A 17853-nucleotide genomic window follows, 5' to 3' on the forward strand; every position below is an offset into this window, starting at 1 on the left:
AGTGTGGTGGTGACGTTTGGCTGCCCTGGCAATTGCCGCAGGCGCTGTGTTTCACATCTGGTTCATGGGGCGGCTTGTCTGGTCATCGTCCGCGAAGCGGGCCTTGATGGCCAAAATGGCGTCAAAGTCAGTGAAGAAGGCGGCGACACAGGCAGGGTCAAAATGCCCACCAGCGCTTTCTTTAAGCAGTTTAGAGGCATCTTCCACCGACCAGGCCTTTTTGTAGGGTCGCTCGGAGGTGAGGGCGTCAAACACGTCTGCCACGGCTACGATGCGGCCAAACAGGGGAATGTCATTGCCCTTGAGGCCACGCGGGTAACCGCTGCCATCAAATTTTTCGTGGTGTGTGTGGGCAATTTCAGCGGCCACTTTCATCAGGGCTGAGCTGTTGGCCTCAAGGATTTCGTAACCAATCACGGCGTGCAATTTCATCACGTCAAATTCTTCGGGCGTGAGTTTTCCAGGTTTGAGCAAGATCATGTCCGGTGTGCCGACCTTGCCGATGTCGTGCATGGGGGCAGCCTGCAGAAGCAGGTCTTGTTGGTCTTCGGGCAGGCCGAGCACCCGGGCAATGTGTTTGGAGTAATGCGCCATGCGCAAAATGTGGGCACCGGTTTCGGGGTCGCGGTATTCGGCGGCTTTGGCCAGACAAAAAATGGTTTCACGTTCTTGTTCCACCAGTTTGGCTGTGGCTTTTCGCACCTCTTCTGCCAGGTGCTTGTGGCTGCGGTTCAGGGCCAGCATGTTTTTTGCGCGGGCCAAAAACTCGGTGTTGTTGATGGGTTTGTTTAAAAAATCGGTCACACCGATGTCCAGGGCTTGGTGGCGCAGCGCCAATTCGTGGTTGGCGGTGACCATGAGCACCGGGGTGTCGGGGTACTTCACACGAAAGCTTTTAACCAGATCGGTGCCGCTGAGCCCAGGCATCATGTAATCAACAACGACCAGGTCGGGGTCGTTGGCCAGGCACCAGTCCAGCGCCGCCAGCGGGTCGGTAAAACACACGGCCTCGGCTTCGGCGAGCTTCAGCACCAGGTGCTTGAGCAGGGTGACGTTCATTTGCACGTCATCAACAATCACAACTTTCATGGGAACTCCAACGCATATTTGGGCCGCAGACACACAGCTAATTTACTGCAGTTTTAGGTGCATCGAGCGGTTCGGGCCGGCGCATCTGTCAATTTGCGGCGTGCCGTTTGCGCTTCATACAATCTGCGCATGAATTTTTTAGACCTATTGCGCCAGGCAGAGCGCCAAAACTCTTCCATGTTGTGCGTCGGGCTGGACCCCGAGCCTGCTAAATTCCCCGTCGCTTTCAAAGACGATGCCAGCAAAATTTACGACTTTTGTGCAGCCATAGTGGACGCTACGGCCGACCTGGTGAGCGCCTTCAAGCCACAAATTGCCTACTTTGCCGCCAACCGCGCTGAAGACCAATTGGAGCGCCTGATGGCCCACATGCGCCGTGCTGCGCCCGGCGTGCCGATCATTCTGGATGCCAAGCGCGGCGATATTGGCAGCACCGCAGAGCAATACGCAAAAGAGGCGTTTGAGCGTTATGGTGCCGACGCCGTCACTTTGTCGCCATTCATGGGCTTTGACACCATTGCGCCGTATTTGAAATACCACGGCAAAGGGGCGTTTTTGCTGTGCCGCACCTCCAACCCCGGTGGTGATGATTTCCAGAACCAGCGCCTCGCCACGGTGCCCGGTGAGCCGCGCCTGTATGAACACATTGCGCAGTTGGCGCAGGGGCCGTGGAACCTGAACGGTCAGCTTGGGCTGGTGGTGGGCGCCACTTATCCGGCTGAGATCGAGCGGGTGCGTGCGCTGGCACCAACGCTGCCGCTGCTGATTCCGGGCGTAGGCGCCCAAGGTGGTGATGCGCTGGCGACCGTGCGTGCAGGTTGGCGCGAGGCGGGCCCCATTGTCGTGAATTCATCGCGGGCGGTGTTGTATGCCTCCCATGGCGCTGACTTTGCAGCGGCTGCCCGGCAAGAGGCGATCAGAACGCGTGATGTGTTGCAGGCCGCAAAGGCTGCGGCGTAAAGTTCACCGGAACAAAAGATCGGCAGACCGGTGGATGGGTGACGCAGGTGCGTTCATCCATCACTACCGACCAGCTCGGCCAGCACGTCTTTCAGGCGCTGCGATGAAATTGGCTTGATCAGCACGGCGTTGAAGCCATTGGCCAAAAAACGCTGGGTGTCATCAGAGCCCGCGTGCGCGGTATAAGCGACAATTTTCAGGCTGCCAAAGGCAGGGTTGGCGCGCAGTTGCTCGCATACCGACTCGCCGCACAGGTCAGGCATGCTGATGTCAAGCAGCAGCACATCCACCGGCGGGTTGTTGGCCAGCCACTCAAGCGCGGCCAGGCCACCATCCGTCTCAAAGGTTTGCCAGCCCATGCGCGACAAAAAGGCGATGGCCAGCTTGCGGTTCAGCATCACGTCGTCTACCACCAGCACCCGGCGTGAGGCGTTTACAGTTTCTATGCTTGTCATTTTTCAGGCGATGTTGGAGTCGTTGGCGGCGGGCAAATCCACATAAAAGGTGGAGCCTTCGCCGGGGCTGGAGGTTACGCCAATCTGTCCGCCCATGCGTTGCACCAGTTCTTTGGCCAGCGTCAGGCCCAGGCCGGTGCCCTGTTGGCTGCGCGTGACGAAGGCTTCAGTCTGGCGAAATTTCTCAAAAATAAGTTGCAGGTCGTCCGGTTTGATGCCCACGCCGGTGTCTTGCACCTCAATGCGAACGCGATCGCCCACTTGCGCCGCACGCACCAGAACGCCGCCCTGCGTGGTGAATTTGAGTGCATTGCTGGTCAGGTTCAGCAACACCTGGCGCAGCCGCACAGGGTCTGCAAATACCAGCGGGGGCAGGGCGTCAGCTTGCAATTCAATGCGCAGGTCTTTCGACTTGGCATGCCCCAACTCCAACCCAACCACCTCGGTCAACAAGCTCGGCAGGTCAACCTGGGCCAGGTTGAAGTCCATGCGGCCCGCCTCAATTTTGGCCAAATCCAGCACGTCGGTCACCAGGGTCAGCAAATGCTCGCCACTGGCGCGGATGGTTTTGGCATAGTCGCGCTGCGCGGGGTCTTCCAGCTCCAGCTCCAGCAGTTCGGCGTAGCCCAAAATGCCATTCAAGGGGGTGCGTAGCTCATGCGACATGTTGGCCAAAAATTCGCTTTTCAGGCGGTTGGCTTGCTCTGCTGCCTGGCGTGCGTCGTCCAGGCGACCAAACGAGTGTTGCACCTCGCTTGCCATGTGGTTGAAAGACTTGGCCAGTTCGGCCATTTCGTCTTTGCCGCGCACCTCTAGCCGGTGCGACAAATCGCCGCCTTGAAAACGGCTGATGCCAGCACTCATCTCGGTGATGCGCCGGGTCAGTGCGCTGGCCATCCAGATGGCAATCGCAATCACCAGCGCAATCATCACCAACGTAGAGGCTGTCAAACCCAGTGCGGTGTTGCGCAAGCGCGTGCTGATGGTGTTTTGCAGACCTTCTCTCTCTTGCTTGGAGGCGACATCTGCCTTGGCAATCAAGGCGTCGATGCGTTTGCCCGACTCGGTGGCGGCTTTATGGAAGTCGTCCACATTTGCCCCAATGGTGACATAACCAAATCCGCGTTTGCTTTGGGCATAGGGGCCGGTGTAATACGGAATGGTGGCAGCCGTGGTGAGCTTCCACAGGCCAGAGAAAAAGATCGCAAACGAGCCCGAGTCGCCGTGCTCGGTGAGCGCATCCCAGCCGTGGCATTGGGGTGAAAAGTTCAGGTAGCGGCAGTCCAGCGCCACGCTGCCTGATTTGCTGGACTCGGGGGCCGGCTTGCGTTTGAGTGACTGGTCTTGAAAGGCCAGCACGCCGGGCTGGAACTCATGCCAGGGCTTGCCGCTGGCTTGCCAACTGGCCCACAGCTCCTGGTCCATCCAGGGGGCGGCGGGCTGTCCGGTCTGGGGGTCATAACCCACGATGAAATAGTCGCGCGGGTGTGCAATGGCGCGGCTCTTGCTGTCCCACATGAAGGCGTAATTGCCTGATGCGGGGTCGGCAATCGGGGCAAAACGGTCTGGCGTGGGGCGCACTTTATTGGTGAAGGCCATCAAGTGGGCATGGTCCAGCGCCAGTGTGACGTAGCCCACCACACGGCCACCTTTTTGTACCGGGGTGGCCCAACGCACAATGCCTTGAAAGCGTTTGCCCACCGGGTTTTCCAGGCCGGCGTAGCCTGAGGCCTCGGGGGTAAAAGGTTTTTTAAGTTCTTCGGCGCGGGCCTTGGTGTAGGGGCCAATCCATTGGGTCGGCACGTAGGCGCCGATCACCTCCGAGACATAAATCTCACCGGGCTTGAGCTTGGTCAACGCCGGCCAGTAGGTTTCTGCCTTGACAAAGGTGTTTTCGCGCACGCTGACATCGCGCAAGCCAGGAGCCAGCAAACTGCCTTGTGTGACCTTGATTTTTTCAAGCCCATTGAGGCCGATGAAGCTCATTTCCAGAAACAGTGGGCGCTGCGTGGCCAGCCCATAGTTTTCTGGCAATCGGGTATGAAAATCTTTGGCGTTGTCTGGCAGGGGGGCACGCACCTGGTTTTCTGGCTTGAAAGGCTCGGCTGGCACCCAAGATTTGCCGTCTTCACTGGGTACGTAGCGGCCGTGGCCAACAAGCTCGCGCGTGTGGCCGGTGATGAAACGCCGGTAGCCGGCGTCGGCGGGTTCCAGATCAGCGGCTTGCAGCAGGTCTTTGTCGCGGTCGTATAAAAAGTCGGCCACTTGACGGGCCAAATCGGTGGTCAGTGACTCAATGGCCTCGCGCGAGCGCTCGTCCAGTGCCCGCACGGCGTCGTCGTTGGCGGTTTTGCCAGTTTGCTGCTGCGTGATGCGCATCGCATCGGCCATTTGCACGGCACGGGTGGACACGCCGTGGCCCAGGTCTTGCACGGCTTGCCAGGCGTACCAGGCCAGCAGCACCAGCGGCACCACCTTGATGGCCACAAAAATGACAATCAGTTTTGCGCGCAGGCCCAGTTGCTCGAAAAATCGCGGGGTTTGCATGGGGTTGTTCCGGTACGACTTGGTGGTGTTCTTCTTATATGCTATTTAAAAAATAGCTACTCACGCTTTATTAATAAGGGCTAGAAGCCAATTTATCTCATAATTTAAAGACGGAAACGGTTTGCACTAACTGTTGTGCCTGGCTGCGCAAGCTGTCGGCGGCAGCAGCAATTTCTTCCACCAGAGCGGCGTTTTGTTGGGTGGTTTGGTCCATTTGCGCCACCGCTTCCACCACTTGCGACACGCCGGAGGCTTGTTCGGTGCTGGATGAACTGATTTCGCCCACGATGTCGGTCACGCGACGGATGGCGCTCACCACTTCGGTCATGGTGCTGCCCGCTTGGTCGACCAGCACCGTGCCTTGTGCCACGCGCTCCACGCTCGCGTCAATCAGTTGCTTGATTTCTTTGGCTGCCTCGGCGCTGCGCCCGGCCAGGGAGCGCACCTCGCTGGCCACCACGGCAAAGCCACGGCCCTGCTCACCGGCGCGAGCGGCTTCGACGGCAGCATTCAGCGCCAGAATGTTGGTTTGAAAGGCAATGCCGTCGATCACGCTGATGATGTCGGCGATTTTGCGTGAGGAGTCGTTGATGTCCTTCATGGTGTGAACCACCTGGCCCACCACCTCACCGCCCTTGATGGCCACCGTGCTGGCGTTTTGCGCCAGCTGGTTGGCCTGGTGGGCGTTGTCGGCGTTTTGCTGCACGGTGCTGCCGAGTTCTTCCATCGAGGCCGAGGTTTCTTGCAGCGCGCTGGCTTGTTCCTCGGTGCGTCCGCTCAGGTCGTTGTCACCTTGGGCGATTTGGGCGCTGGCCGTGGCCACACTCTCGGCGCCTGTCATCACTTGTTGCACCACGCGGGCCAGGTGGTCGCGCATGGCGGCCAGCGCCTGCAGGAGCTGGCCAAGTTCGTTGTCACCCTGCACATTGACTTTGATGCGCAAGTCGCCCTCGGCGACGGCATGGGCTATTGTCAAAGCTTCATGGATAGGGCCGGTGATGCTTCGAATGAACAACAATGAGAGCCACAGCGCCGCTGCCAAGCCACCCAAAATCACCGCTGCCACCAGCCATTCGACGTTGCGCGCATGGGTCACACGGGCTTCCAGGGTGCTGACCAGTGATTTCATGGCCAGGGTGTTGAACTCAAACAGGCCGTCAATGGTGCGGGTGAAGTCGTCAAAATAGTCGACCGCCACAAACTTCAGCTCTGGTGCGGTGATGACCTCGCTCTCCGCCAGTGCCAGGGTTTTGTCCACTGCGCTGCGGCTGGCCGCAGCACCGGTGCTCAGAACGGCTTTCAGCGCCGGGTTGGCCGTGTTGGCGCGGTCCAACTGGCGAAACATGCTGGTTTCCAGCTCACGGGCCCTTTTAAGCAAGGCGGCCATGGTGGCGCGACCTGCCGGTGGGGCTTCGGCCTTGGTCAGGAAACCACTGCCCATGGCACGCATGATGCCCATGTTTTCGGCCAGCCAGGGCATGTCGACCATGGTGGCGCGGATCAGGGCATAGGTGTCATTGCCCGGGTCTTGGCTGAGCTTGAACTCATCGAGCAGCTCTTCGCTTAATTGCAACTGTTTGGTGATCATGGCGGTGTGCTGGCCTGTGCTTTTTGGCGTGTCTAGCGTCTTGCTTGCCACGCCTTGCTCCAATTCGACCCAGGTGCGCCGAAGGTCGGCCCAGCGGGTTTGTAGTGCCGCAGGTGTGTCGCTGGCTTTGAGTTGGGCTTCCAGCTCGGTCATGGCGGTGTTGAGCTTGTCGCGCAGAGCCGGGCGGCGCGCTTCCAGCGCCACATTGCCATTGAGCATGCTGGCCGACATGCCGCGGTGGACTTGACTGTATTGAATGACTTTGTTGATGGCCAGCAGCGGCGGGGCACCGCGTAGTTCGCGCTGGGCATCGCCTATTTCCACCATGGCACGCTGGAAATACATCAGGCTGGGGATGCCGACCATGACCAAGGCAACCAGCCCGAGGACCATGAATTTCTGGCTGAGTTTCATGCGGTGTAACAGTGACATGACTGGCGTCCTTTGATTTTGAATAAGTGTTTTTGGGTGTACTAAAAGAAATCGACTTCTTCTGCGTCGTCTGCAGGTGCCACCAGGTCGCCAGATGCCACCAGGGCGGTGTAGCTGCAGACCTGGTCGCGACCGTTGCCTTTGGCGAAATACACGGCTTTGTCAGCGCGGTCGAACGCGCCGCTGGGGGTGTCGTTGTCGCTCAGCGGGGTGAACCCAACGCTGATGGTGACGTGACCGACTTGTGGAAAGTCGTGTTCGGCGATCTGCGTCCTGAAGCGCTCCAGCGCGACGGTGGCATCGGTATGGCTGGCGCAACGCATCAGCACCACAAACTCTTCGCCACCAAAGCGGTACAGCTGGTCGTGGAAGCGAAAACTGGCGCGCATGTGGCGTGCCAGCAGCAGCAAGACCTCGTCGCCAATCAGGTGGCCAAAGTTGTCATTGACGCGCTTGAAGTGGTCAATGTCGATCACGGCCAGCCAGTAGTTGCTGTCTGATGTGCTGGCCCGACGCTCCGCTTGCGCTGGATTTGCGGCGGCTTCCTGGGTTTGGGCGGCGCGCCAGAATGCACTGTCAAATGTCTTGCGGTTAAGCAGCTCAGTGAGCATGTCTTTTTCACCGTAGTCCAGCAAGGATTGCAGGTTTTCGTACAGGTGCAGGACACTGTCGATATGGCCCTGAGTGTCAGCCGGGATGGGCTGGTCTGATGTGACTTCCAGCAAGCTGCAGACACTGGCCTGGGTGTCGATGGGGAAGACGGTGGTCAGTGGCCCGCTGCCCTGGCAAGCCACCGATTCGGTCATGATGGCGGTTTCACGCAGCGGGAAGTCGCTCAAGGCCGGCAAGTGGCTCAGGTCCAGCCAAACGTGGTCACGCTCGGGCTCGGCATGACCGCGCGCCATGCTCGCCAAGGTCAGCCAGTGCTGGTTGTCAGACGGTCCCACTGCCCGCACCAAGCGGACTGTGGAAAGTTGCCATAAATTGGTGTTGAGCATGAGCTTGGCCAGTCCGAAGTCAATGGACTGGCGGTCACGCAGGCCGCTCAAGCTGGCTATGTCGACAAGCAAAGAATTCATGAAACGAGTCTACTACCAAGCACCCCAGCTAAGCCACAGGGTAAACCGGGTGAAAGCAAGACTTTAGCGCCAGGAGAGCGCGCATTTGGCCAACTTTCACAAGAGTCGCGCCAGGTAACGCCCGGTGTGGCTGGCCGGGTTGGCGGCCAATTGCTCGGGCGTGCCGACCCCCACCACGGTGCCGCCGCCACTGCCGCCTTCTGGGCCCATGTCTATCAGCCAGTCGGCCGTTTTGATCACATCCAGATTGTGCTCAATCACCACGATGGTGTTGCCCGCGTCGCGCAACTGGTGCAGCACCTTGAGCAGCAGGTCAATGTCAGCAAAGTGCAGCCCCGTGGTGGGCTCGTCCAGGATGTAGAGCGTGCGCCCGGTGTCGCGTTTGCTCAGCTCCAGCGCCAGCTTGACGCGTTGCGCCTCGCCACCGGACAGCGTGGTGGCGGCCTGGCCGAGCCGGATATAGCTCAAGCCCACGTCCAGCAGGGTGTGCAGCTTGCGCTCAATCGTCGGCACGGCTTTGAAGAACTCGTGCGCCGCCTCTACCGTGAGTTCCAGAATTTGCGCGATGTTTTTGCCTTTATAGAGCACCTCCAGCGTCTCGCGGTTGTAGCGTTTACCCAAACACACGTCGCACGGAACATACACGTCGGGCAAAAAGTGCATCTCGACCTTGACCATGCCGTCGCCCTCGCAGGCTTCGCAGCGGCCACCGGCCACATTGAAGCTGAAGCGCCCCGGGCCGTAACCACGTTCGCGCGCGGTGGGCACCTCGGCCATCAGTTCACGAATCGGGGTGAACAAGCCGGTGTAGGTGGCGGGGTTGGAGCGCGGTGTGCGGCCAATCGGCGACTGGTCGACATTGATGACCTTGTCGAAGTACTCAATGCCTTCGATGGCGACGTGTTCGGCGGCTTCGTCATGTGCGCGGTAAATGGTGCGCGCCACCGCCTTGTAGAGTGTGTCGTTTACCAGCGTGGACTTGCCCGAGCCCGACACCCCGGTGACGCAGGTGAACAGCCCCACCGGGAAAGCCACATCCACGCCTTTCAGGTTGTGGCCGCTGGCGCCAATGACTTTGAGCGCTTGCAGCTCGCCCAGCGTGGCGTTGTGTTGCGCCTCGCGTTCGGCGCGTTTGAGCGCGGCCGGGCTGGGTGCAAAACGGCTGGCCTTGCCGCCATTGAAGGGTTTTGGCGCCACGGTGGGCAGCCAGGCGGTGCGGTGGGGGGGCACAGCAATGCAGCGCGCGCCGCTTAAATACTGGCCGGTGAGCGAAGTTGCAGTGGCTTTGACCTCGTCAAACGTGCCCTGCGCCATGACGCGCCCGCCATGTACGCCGGCACCCGGGCCCATGTCGATGATCTGGTCGGCCGCGCGCATCATGTCTTCGTCATGCTCGACCACCAACACGCTGTTGCCAATGTCACGCAGGTGTTTCAGGGTGTCAATCAGGCGGTCGTTGTCGCGCTGGTGCAGACCAATGCTGGGTTCGTCCAGCACATACATCACGCCCGTCAGGCCGCTGCCAATCTGGCTGGCTAGGCGAATGCGTTGTGACTCGCCACCGCTCAAAGTTTCGGCGCTGCGATCGAGGCTCAGGTAAGTCAGGCCGACATCGTTCAAAAATTTCAGGCGCAGGCTGATTTCACGTACTACCTTGGCGGCAATGTCGCCCTTGGCGCCGTGCATGGTGAGGGTGTTGAAGTAGGCAAAACACTCGGCCAACGTGTAGTGGCTGAGCTCGAATATGGCTTTGGCTTGTGCACCTTCGCCGATGCGCACATGGCGCGCTTCTGCGCGCAAGCGGCTACCCGCGCAGGCCGGGCAGGGCTGCACGCTGCGCAAGCGAGCCAGGTCTTCGCGCACCACGTTGGATTCGGTCTCGCGGTAACGCCGCTGCATGTTAGGGAGGATGCCCTCGAACGGGTGTTTTTTGCTGACCTTTTTACCGCTGGAGGCGCCCGAATCCATCACGTAGCTGAACTTGATGTCTTCCAGCCCGGAGCCGTGCAGCACGGCGTGTTGCACGGCTGGTGGCAGCGACTCAAACGGTTGGTCAATGTCAAATTTGTAATGCTCAGCCAGGCTTTCCAGCATGGCAAAGTAATAGGCGTTGCGTCGGTCCCAGCCCTTGATGGCGCCGCTGGCTAGGCTCAGCGTGGGGAAAGCCACCACCCGCGCCGTATCAAACACCTCGGTGGCACCCAAGCCATCACAACTTTGGCAAGCCCCCACCGGCGAGTTGAACGAGAACAGGCGTGGCTCAAGCTCCGAGATCGAGTAGCTGCACACCGGGCAAGCAAACTTGGCATTAAATAAATGCTCTTTTGACTTGTAGCCCTCGTATTTATTGCGTGAGGTACTATCAATTTCGACAGGTATTTCGACCACTATGGCGCGGCCATTGGCAACCCGCAAGGCCGCCTCAAAGCTTTCTGCCAGGCGTTGTTTGAGGTTGTCAAAGTCGCTGCGGTCAGCGTGTGGGTCGGCGGGGGCATGGCGCACCTTGATGCGGTCAATCACCACGTCAATGTCGTGTTTCTCGGTTTTTTTCAGGGCGGGAAGTTGGTCAACCTCACAGGTTTGGCCGTTGACGCGAAAGCGCACGTAGCCCTGGGCCTGCATGTCCGCAAACAGTTCCAGAAACTCGCCCTTTTTTTCACGTGCCACCGGGGCCAGAATCATCAGTCTGGTGTCTTCCGGCAGGGTCAGCGTGGTGTCTACCATCTGGCTCACGGTCTGCATCTGCAGGGGCAGCTGGTGCTCGGGGCAATAGGGCGTGCCGGCGCGGGCAAACAGCAGGCGCAAGTAGTCGTGAATCTCGGTCACCGTGCCCACCGTGGAGCGCGGGTTGTGGCTGGTGGCTTTTTGTTCAATGGAGATGGCCGGGCTCAGGCCCTCGATCATGTCCACGTCGGGCTTGTCCATCAACTGCAAAAACTGCCTGGCGTAGGTGCTCAGGCTTTCCACATAGCGGCGCTGGCCTTCGGCGTAAAGCGTGTCAAACGCCAGGCTGGACTTGCCCGAGCCTGAGAGGCCGGTGATGACCACCAACTGGTTGCGCGGAATATCGAGGTCGATGTTTTTCAGGTTGTGCGTGCGCGCACCGCGGATGCTGATGTTTTGTTGCTGCAATGCCGCGCCCAAGTAGCGACCCTCGGCAAGTTTTGGGGTGTGGGTGTCGGAAGGGTTCAAGGTGCGGGTGCTCAAAAATGACGGTCAACGAGCCGTGGGAAACCCGCCATGATAGTCAATGCACGCTGGTTTCTGCCAGCTTCCGACGCCGCTGCCTGTTTCCCTGGTCCGGAAAAGAATCGGGGACAATCCGCAATCTTCAGCCCGGCTGGGTTGAGTTTGTGTTTTTCGGAGAAGCCTTTGTCAGATTCGAATGTTCCGCTGGCATCAAGGGGTGCCAAGGCTGCGACCGCCATGACGGCGCTGGAAAAGCGTGCCAGTTTTTCGTTGGCGTCTATTTTTGCCCTGCGCATGCTGGGGTTGTTTCTGATTTTGCCGGTGTTCGCCATCGAAGCAGCGCGCTATCCGGGTGGCGACGATGCCACCATGGTTGGGCTCACGATGGGTATTTACGGGCTGACGCAGGCCATGTTGCAGTTTTTATACGGGTTGGCGTCGGACCGGATCGGGCGCAAGCGTGTGATTGTGTTTGGCTTGTTCGTGTTTGCCGCGGGCAGTGTGGTGGCGGCCTTGGCGCCCAGCCTGACCTGGTTGGCGATTGGCCGGGCCGTGCAGGGTGCTGGTGCCGTGTCAGCCGCCGTGACGGCGCTGCTGGCCGACCAGACGCGTGACGCGGTGCGCACCAAATCGATGGCGCTGGTAGGTGCCAGCATTGGTTTGATGTTTGCGCTGTCCCTGGTGGCCGCTCCAGTTTTGGCCGGCTGGATCGGCTTGGTGGGCATTTTTACCCTGACCGGTGTGCTGGCGTTGCTGGGCGTGGCTGCTGTCATCTGGTGGGTGCCGGCTGAACCTTTGAAACATAAAAACCAGCCGCGTGGCAGTGTGGCCGATGTGCTGCATTCGCCAGCGCTGCTTCGGCTGAATTTTGGGGTGTTTGTGCTGCATGCGGTGCAATTGGCCATGTGGTTGGCTCTGCCGGCCATGTTGGTGCAGGCGGGTTTGCCGAGGGATCACCATTGGCAGGTCTATCTGCCTGCCGTGCTGGGCTCGTTTGTGGTGATGGGCGGCAGTTTGTTTCAGCTGGAAAAGCGCGGCTATTTGAGGGCCGTGTTCCTGACTTCGATTGGGTTGACGGCGGTGGTGCAGGCCGGGCTATGGTGGCAGGTGGGTAATACCCCGAGCATTGCGCTGTTGGGCGGGCTGCTGTTTGTGTTTTTTTACGGCTTCAATGTGCTGGAGGCCAGCCAGCCCAGCATCGTGTCACGTCTGGCACCACCCGCCAGCCGGGGTGCGGCCATCGGGGTCTACAACACGTTGCAGTCGCTGGGTTTTTTTGCCGGGGGTATGGGCGGCGGTTGGCTGATGAAACATGGCGGAGCCAGTGGTCTATTTGCGGTATGTGCTGTGCTCATGCTGGCCTGGCTCGTAGTGGCCTGGCCAATGCAAGCACCCATCGGGCATGGGGCGGCAGTCAAAGCCGGATAAACTGAAAATCAACACACACGCTTTTTGCGCGCCAACCAATACTCGCTATTTAAATTGATATGAAGGACAAACCATGGCATCTGTGAACAAAGTGATTTTGCTGGGCAACCTGGGGCGCGACCCTGAAGTGCGCTACCTGCCCAGCGGTGACCCGGTGGCCAACATCACCATTGCCACCAGCAGTCGCTACAAAGGCAAGACCGGTGAAATGGTCGAAGAAACCGAATGGCACCGGGTGACGTTTTTTGGCCGCTTGGCTGAAATTGCCAGCCAATACCTGAAAAAAGGCAATCCGGTTTACGTCGAAGGCCGCATCAAAACCCGCAAGTACACCGACAAGGATGGCATCGAAAAATATGCTACCGACATCGTTGCCAGTGAAATGCAGTTGCTCGGTGGCCGGGAAGGCCGTGGTGAGCCAAGCCAGGGTGACGATGACGGCGGCTACAGCCGTCAGCCGCCGGCTCCGCGTGCAGCCCCCGCTCCAGCACGTCAGGCGCCTGCGCCCCAAGCTGCGGCGCGTCCAGCCAGCGGTTTTGACGACATGGATGACGACATTCCGTTCTAGACCAAAAAAACAATTAAGTAAACAAAACCCCGGCAAGCCAATAGCTACCGGGGTTTTTTAATGCCATCATGCAACCACTTGCAAGCAATCCGGAAGTTCTCATATACTCCCGGCAGTATTAAACTGAGGATATTCCATGCGCTCGTTTTCGTTATTTGGCAGCGCCTTGGTGGCGTTGACGGCTGTTTTATTCACATCAACTGTGCTGGCGCAAGGGACGGTTCAGGTCCCGATGGCCGCAGTGCAGTTCAAATCTGTGGGGCAGGGCTTCGAGATGGATGGTGTGGTGCAACCTGTCAAACAAATTACCGTGTCGGCTCAAGCTTCAGGGCGCATCGTCTCTTCTGCGGTGAAAGCAGGCGACAAAGTGCGTGCCGGTCAACTGCTCGCCACCATTGATGACCGCGAAACCCAAACAGGTGTGCAGCGCAGCCGGGCGCAGGCAGCGCAGGCACAGGCGGAGCTTGGCAACGCCCAAGCCAACTTCGAGCGCACCCGGGACTTGTTGGCCAAAGGCTTCGTCAGTGCTGCCGCCATGGACACCGCCCGCGCGCAACTCAAGTCAGCGCAAGCCGCCCGCGAGCAAGCCACGGCGGGTGAAATGCAATCCGGGTTGACGCAAGGCTTCACCCGTGTGACGGCCCCTTTTGATGCTTTCGTGTTGCAAACACTGGCAGAGGCGGGTGACCTGGCTTTTCCGGGCAAGCCCCTGCTGACCTTGTATGCCCCGTTGCCGTTGCGTGCCGTGGTGCAGATACCCGTTTCGCGCTCGGCGCTGGTGCAGGGGAGTGCGGCCGTTGAGGTGCAGCTCCGCGCCGCAGATGGCTCACCACAATGGGTGCGCCCCAGCCTGGTCAGCCATTTGCCAACGGCTGATGCGGTGTCGCAAACCATTGAGTGGCGGCTGGACTTGCCTGACTCAGCGGTTAAAGGCGTTCTGCCGGGGCAGCAGGTACGGGTGCGGTTTGCTGCGGGGCAGTCGCAGCGGCTGGTCATTCCGGTGGCTGCCGTGTTGCGTCGCGGCGAGTTGACGGCTGTTTATGTGGCCTCTGACGCTGGTTTTTCCCTGAAGGCCATTCGGCTCGGCGCAGAACATGGCACGCAAGGTATCGAAGTGTTGGCCGGCTTGAGTGAAACTGATCAAGTGGCGCTGGACCCTGTTCGTGCCGGTCTGGCCGGTGCCAAACCCGCCACCAGCGCAGCCAAGTGAGTCCCGGCATGGCAAATAACTCCAAACTGGGTATTTCTGGCCGCCTGGCGCTGGCTTTCAAGCTAAACGCCATCACGCCCTTATTGGCCTTGGTGGCCTTGTTATTGGGCGTGTTTGCGGTGATGGTGACACCGCGTGAAGAAGAGCCACAAATCAATGTGACGATGGCCAATGTGCTGATCCCCTTTCCCGGGGCGTCCAGTGTGGATGTGCACAACATGGTGGCGCGCCCGGCCGAGCAGGTGCTGAGCCAAATTGCCGGTATTGAACACACTTATTCGGTGGCGCGCCCAGGGCTTGCCATTCTGACCGTGCAGTTTGAGGTGGGTGTGCCGCGCACCGATGCCTTGGTGCGCCTTTATGACGTGCTGAACGCCAACCAGGACTGGTTGCCGCGCGAACTGGGCACGCTGACGCCCATCGTCAAACCCAAAGGCATTGACGATGTGCCAGTATTGGCCGTGACGCTATGGAGCAAAGATGCCCTGGCTGCGGTGGACATTGAGCGTGTCGCAACCACTGTTGAGGCCGAGTTGAAGCGTGTGCCCGGCACCCGCGAGGTGCAAACCATTGGGGGGCCAAAGCGGGCAGTACAGGTGTGGCTGGACCCGGTCCGCTTGCGTGAGCGTGGTGTTGATGTGATGGCGCTTAGGGCCACATTGGCTGGCGCCAATGCCAGTATTCCTTCGGGCGCCGTGATTGACGCTGACGCCCCGGGCGGGCAGATGCTGGCGGTAGAAACCGGTGAATTCTTGCGTTCTGCACAAGATGTCGGCGACGTGGTGGTGGGTGTGAACAAAGGCCTCCCGGTGTACTTGCGTGAAGTGGCTCGAATAGAGTCCGGTGCACAGTTGCCACAGCGCTATGTGTGGTTCACTCCGGGTGCCGCACCCGACGCCACCGGGCATGGCGTTGCCGCAGGCGGTGTTTACCCCGCGCTGACCTTGACTGTGACTAAAAAACCCGGTACCAATGCGGTCGATGTGTCAAGGGCGGTGCGCGCGCGCATTCAGGAGCTTGGCAACACGGTCATCCCCGCCAACATTCAAGCCACGGTCACTCGTGACTATGGCGAAACGGCAGCTGACAAAGCCAATAAGCTGATCCAGAAGCTGGCTTTTGCCACGGGCTCAGTGATTCTGTTGGTTGGGTTTGCGCTGGGCCGACGCGAGGCGGTGATTGTCGGCGCGGCGGTGATCCTGACGCTGATGGCTACTTTGTTTGCGTCTTGGGCCTGGGGCTTCACGCTGAACCGGGTGTCGCTGTTTGCACTGATTTTCTCGATTGGTATTTTGGTGGACGATGCCATTGTGGTGGTGGAAAATATTCACCGGCACCAGAATCTATACCCTGAGCGCAGCCTGCGCGACATCATTCCGGCGGCGGTGGATGAGGTGGGTGGCCCGACCATTTTGGCCACCTTGACGGTGATCGCTGCGTTGTTGCCGATGGCTTTTGTGACCGGCCTGATGGGCCCCTACATGAGCCCGATCCCGATCAATGCGAGTCTGGGCATGGCCATTTCCCTGGCCATTGCTTTTACCGTGACACCCTGGCTGGCGCTCAAGCTCATGCGTGAGCACCCGCACGGTGCAGTCAGTGGGGCACAACCCACTGGCTTGGGCCCAAAACTGCAGCGACTCTTTACCTGGGCGCTGACCCCATTTTTGAACAGCGCCAAAAAACGCTGGCTGCTGCTGTTGGGCATTTTGGTGGCGTTGTTGCTTTCCGTCGGCATGGCGATGGTGCAATGGGTGGTGCTGAAGATGCTGCCTTTTGACAACAAGAGCGAGTTTCAGGTGGTGGTCGAGATGCCGGCGGGCACGCCGTTGGAAAACACGGCAGCAACCCTGCATGAGTTGGGCGCTTATCTGGCCAAGCAACCTGAGGTGATGAATCTGCAGGCTTACGCGGGCACCGCATCACCCATTACCTTCAATGGGCTGGTGCGTCAGTATTACTTGCGCGGCGATGCCGAGCAGGGCGATTTGCAGGTCAATTTGGTGGATAAACACCAACGCAGCGATAAAAGCCATGCGATTGCCCAGCGGCTGCGCCCTGAACTGGAACGTATTGGCAAGCGCCACCAGGCTCGTATCAAGGTGGTGGAAGTACCCCCGGGTCCGCCGGTGATGTCGCCTTTGGTGGCCGAGGTTTATGGCCCGGATGAGGCCGGCCGGCAAGCCTTGGCCATGCGGGTGGCACTGGCTTTTGCCGCCACACCTGACATCGTGGGCGTGGACACCTCCCTTGAGGAAGATGCACCACGTGCTTACCTTCATGTGCGGCGTCAGCGTGCCGAGTCGCTGGGTATTTCGGTGGCCGCCGTGGCGCAAACTGCCGCCATGGCACTGACTGGCGTAGACGCCGCGTTTTTACATGATGGCCACACCAAATACCCGGTGCCTGTGCGTTTGCAGTTGCCCTTGAAGGACCAAGTCGGGCTAGATGCCATTTTGGCCATGCCACTGCGCGCCGCCAACGGTCAGATGGTGCCGATGTCCGAACTGGTGCGGGTCGAAAAAGGTGTCATTGACAAACCTTTTTTCACCAAGGATCTGCAGGGTGTCAGTTACGTCTTTGGTGACATGGCAGGCAAGCTGGACTCGCCGTTATATGGCTTGTTTGCCATCCGCAAGGGGCTCCAAGACGCGGCGTTGCCGGGCACAGGCGAGTTGGGCGAGTATTGGATCAACCAACCCAGCGACCCTTACCGCCAGTATTCCATCAAGTGGGACGGCGAGTGGCAAATCACCTATGACACTTTCCGTGACATGGGTGCCGCTTACGGCGTGGGCTTGATCCTGATTTATTTGCTGGTGGTCGCGCAGTTCAGAAGTTACCTGACGCCGCTGGTGATCATGGCGCCAATTCCGCTCACCCTCATTGGCGTGATGCCGGGCCACGCGCTGCTGAATGCGCAGTTCACGGCCACAAGCATGATTGGCATGATTGCGCTGGCCGGCATCATTGTGCGTAATTCGATCCTGCTGGTGGACTTTATTGAGCTCCAGGTGTCGCAAGGCATGGCTTTCAAAGAGGCCGTGGTGCAGTCTGCCGCAGTGCGGGCGCAGCCGATTGCGCTGACTGGCCTGGCCGCCATGATTGGTGCTTTTTTTATTCTGGATGACCCCATCTTCAATGGGCTCGCGATTTCCTTGATTTTCGGTATTCTGGTGTCCACCCTGCTCACGCTGGTGGTGATACCGGTGTTGTATTACGCGCTGTATTGGCGTCGTATGGAGGCGCGCACAGATGCGCCGGTTTCGCTTGACAAGGCTCACTAACTTTTAATACTGAGGAGACAA

The 17853-nt window shown here is 59.4% G+C and carries 11 protein-coding genes; 5 read left to right on the forward strand and 6 right to left on the reverse strand.

Annotated features, from left to right (window positions below; all coding sequences use genetic code 11):
• Positions 1-51 precede the first annotated feature (51 nt).
• On the reverse strand, positions 52-1089 hold the full coding sequence (locus PHQ58_RS05960) for an HD domain-containing phosphohydrolase (RefSeq protein WP_300108352.1): 1038 nt from the start codon (positions 1087-1089) through the stop codon (positions 52-54).
• A gap of 129 nt (positions 1090-1218) precedes the next feature.
• Between PHQ58_RS05960 and pyrF the strand changes: the two genes are divergently transcribed.
• On the forward strand, positions 1219-2049 hold the full coding sequence (pyrF, locus tag PHQ58_RS05965; RefSeq protein WP_300108356.1) for an orotidine-5'-phosphate decarboxylase: 831 nt from the start codon (positions 1219-1221) through the stop codon (positions 2047-2049).
• 53 nt (positions 2050-2102) lie between these two features.
• Here the strand turns inward: pyrF and PHQ58_RS05970 are convergent, their stop codons facing one another.
• The 5 genes from PHQ58_RS05970 to uvrA all read right to left on the reverse strand — a co-directional run bounded on the left by PHQ58_RS05970 (position 2103) and on the right by uvrA (position 11342).
• Entirely contained in the window at positions 2103-2504 is a 402-nt protein-coding gene (locus tag PHQ58_RS05970) for a response regulator (RefSeq protein WP_300108359.1), read from the reverse strand.
• Positions 2505-2507: 3 nt separating this feature from the next.
• A complete protein-coding gene (locus PHQ58_RS05975; RefSeq protein WP_300108361.1) occupies positions 2508-5051 on the reverse strand; it encodes a HAMP domain-containing sensor histidine kinase in 2544 nt (847 codons plus the stop codon).
• A 97-nt stretch (positions 5052-5148) separates the two neighbouring features.
• A complete protein-coding gene (locus PHQ58_RS05980; RefSeq protein WP_300108364.1) occupies positions 5149-7071 on the reverse strand; it encodes a methyl-accepting chemotaxis protein in 1923 nt (640 codons plus the stop codon).
• A 41-nt stretch (positions 7072-7112) separates the two neighbouring features.
• Positions 7113-8150, reverse strand: coding sequence for a GGDEF domain-containing protein (locus tag PHQ58_RS05985; RefSeq protein ID WP_300108367.1), 1038 nt, complete (start codon positions 8148-8150; stop codon positions 7113-7115).
• Positions 8151-8246: 96 nt separating this feature from the next.
• Positions 8247-11342, reverse strand: a complete 3096-nt coding sequence (gene uvrA, locus PHQ58_RS05990) for an excinuclease ABC subunit UvrA (protein ID WP_300108370.1) — start codon at positions 11340-11342, stop codon at positions 8247-8249.
• A 234-nt stretch (positions 11343-11576) separates the two neighbouring features.
• On the opposite strand from uvrA, the gene PHQ58_RS05995 reads away from it, so the two are divergent.
• The 4 genes from PHQ58_RS05995 (at position 11577) to PHQ58_RS06010 (ending at position 17832) form a co-directional block, all read left to right on the forward strand.
• Positions 11577-12767, forward strand: coding sequence for an MFS transporter (locus tag PHQ58_RS05995; RefSeq protein WP_300108464.1), 1191 nt, complete (start codon positions 11577-11579; stop codon positions 12765-12767).
• Positions 12768-12840: 73 nt separating this feature from the next.
• Positions 12841-13335: a single-stranded DNA-binding protein gene (gene ssb, locus PHQ58_RS06000; RefSeq protein WP_300108373.1), complete on the forward strand. Its 495-nt coding sequence runs from the start codon at positions 12841-12843 to the stop codon at positions 13333-13335.
• A gap of 136 nt (positions 13336-13471) precedes the next feature.
• Positions 13472-14545, forward strand: coding sequence for an efflux RND transporter periplasmic adaptor subunit (locus PHQ58_RS06005; protein WP_300108375.1), 1074 nt, complete (start codon positions 13472-13474; stop codon positions 14543-14545).
• A gap of 8 nt (positions 14546-14553) precedes the next feature.
• Positions 14554-17832 (forward strand): efflux RND transporter permease subunit, encoded by a 3279-nt coding sequence (locus tag PHQ58_RS06010; protein WP_300108378.1) that lies wholly within the window; start codon positions 14554-14556, stop codon positions 17830-17832.
• The last annotated feature ends 21 nt before the right edge of the window (positions 17833-17853 follow it).

Origin of the sequence: Rhodoferax sp., assembly GCF_028688795.1 — a bacterium.
Lineage (GTDB): Bacteria > Pseudomonadota > Gammaproteobacteria > Burkholderiales > Burkholderiaceae_C > Rhodoferax.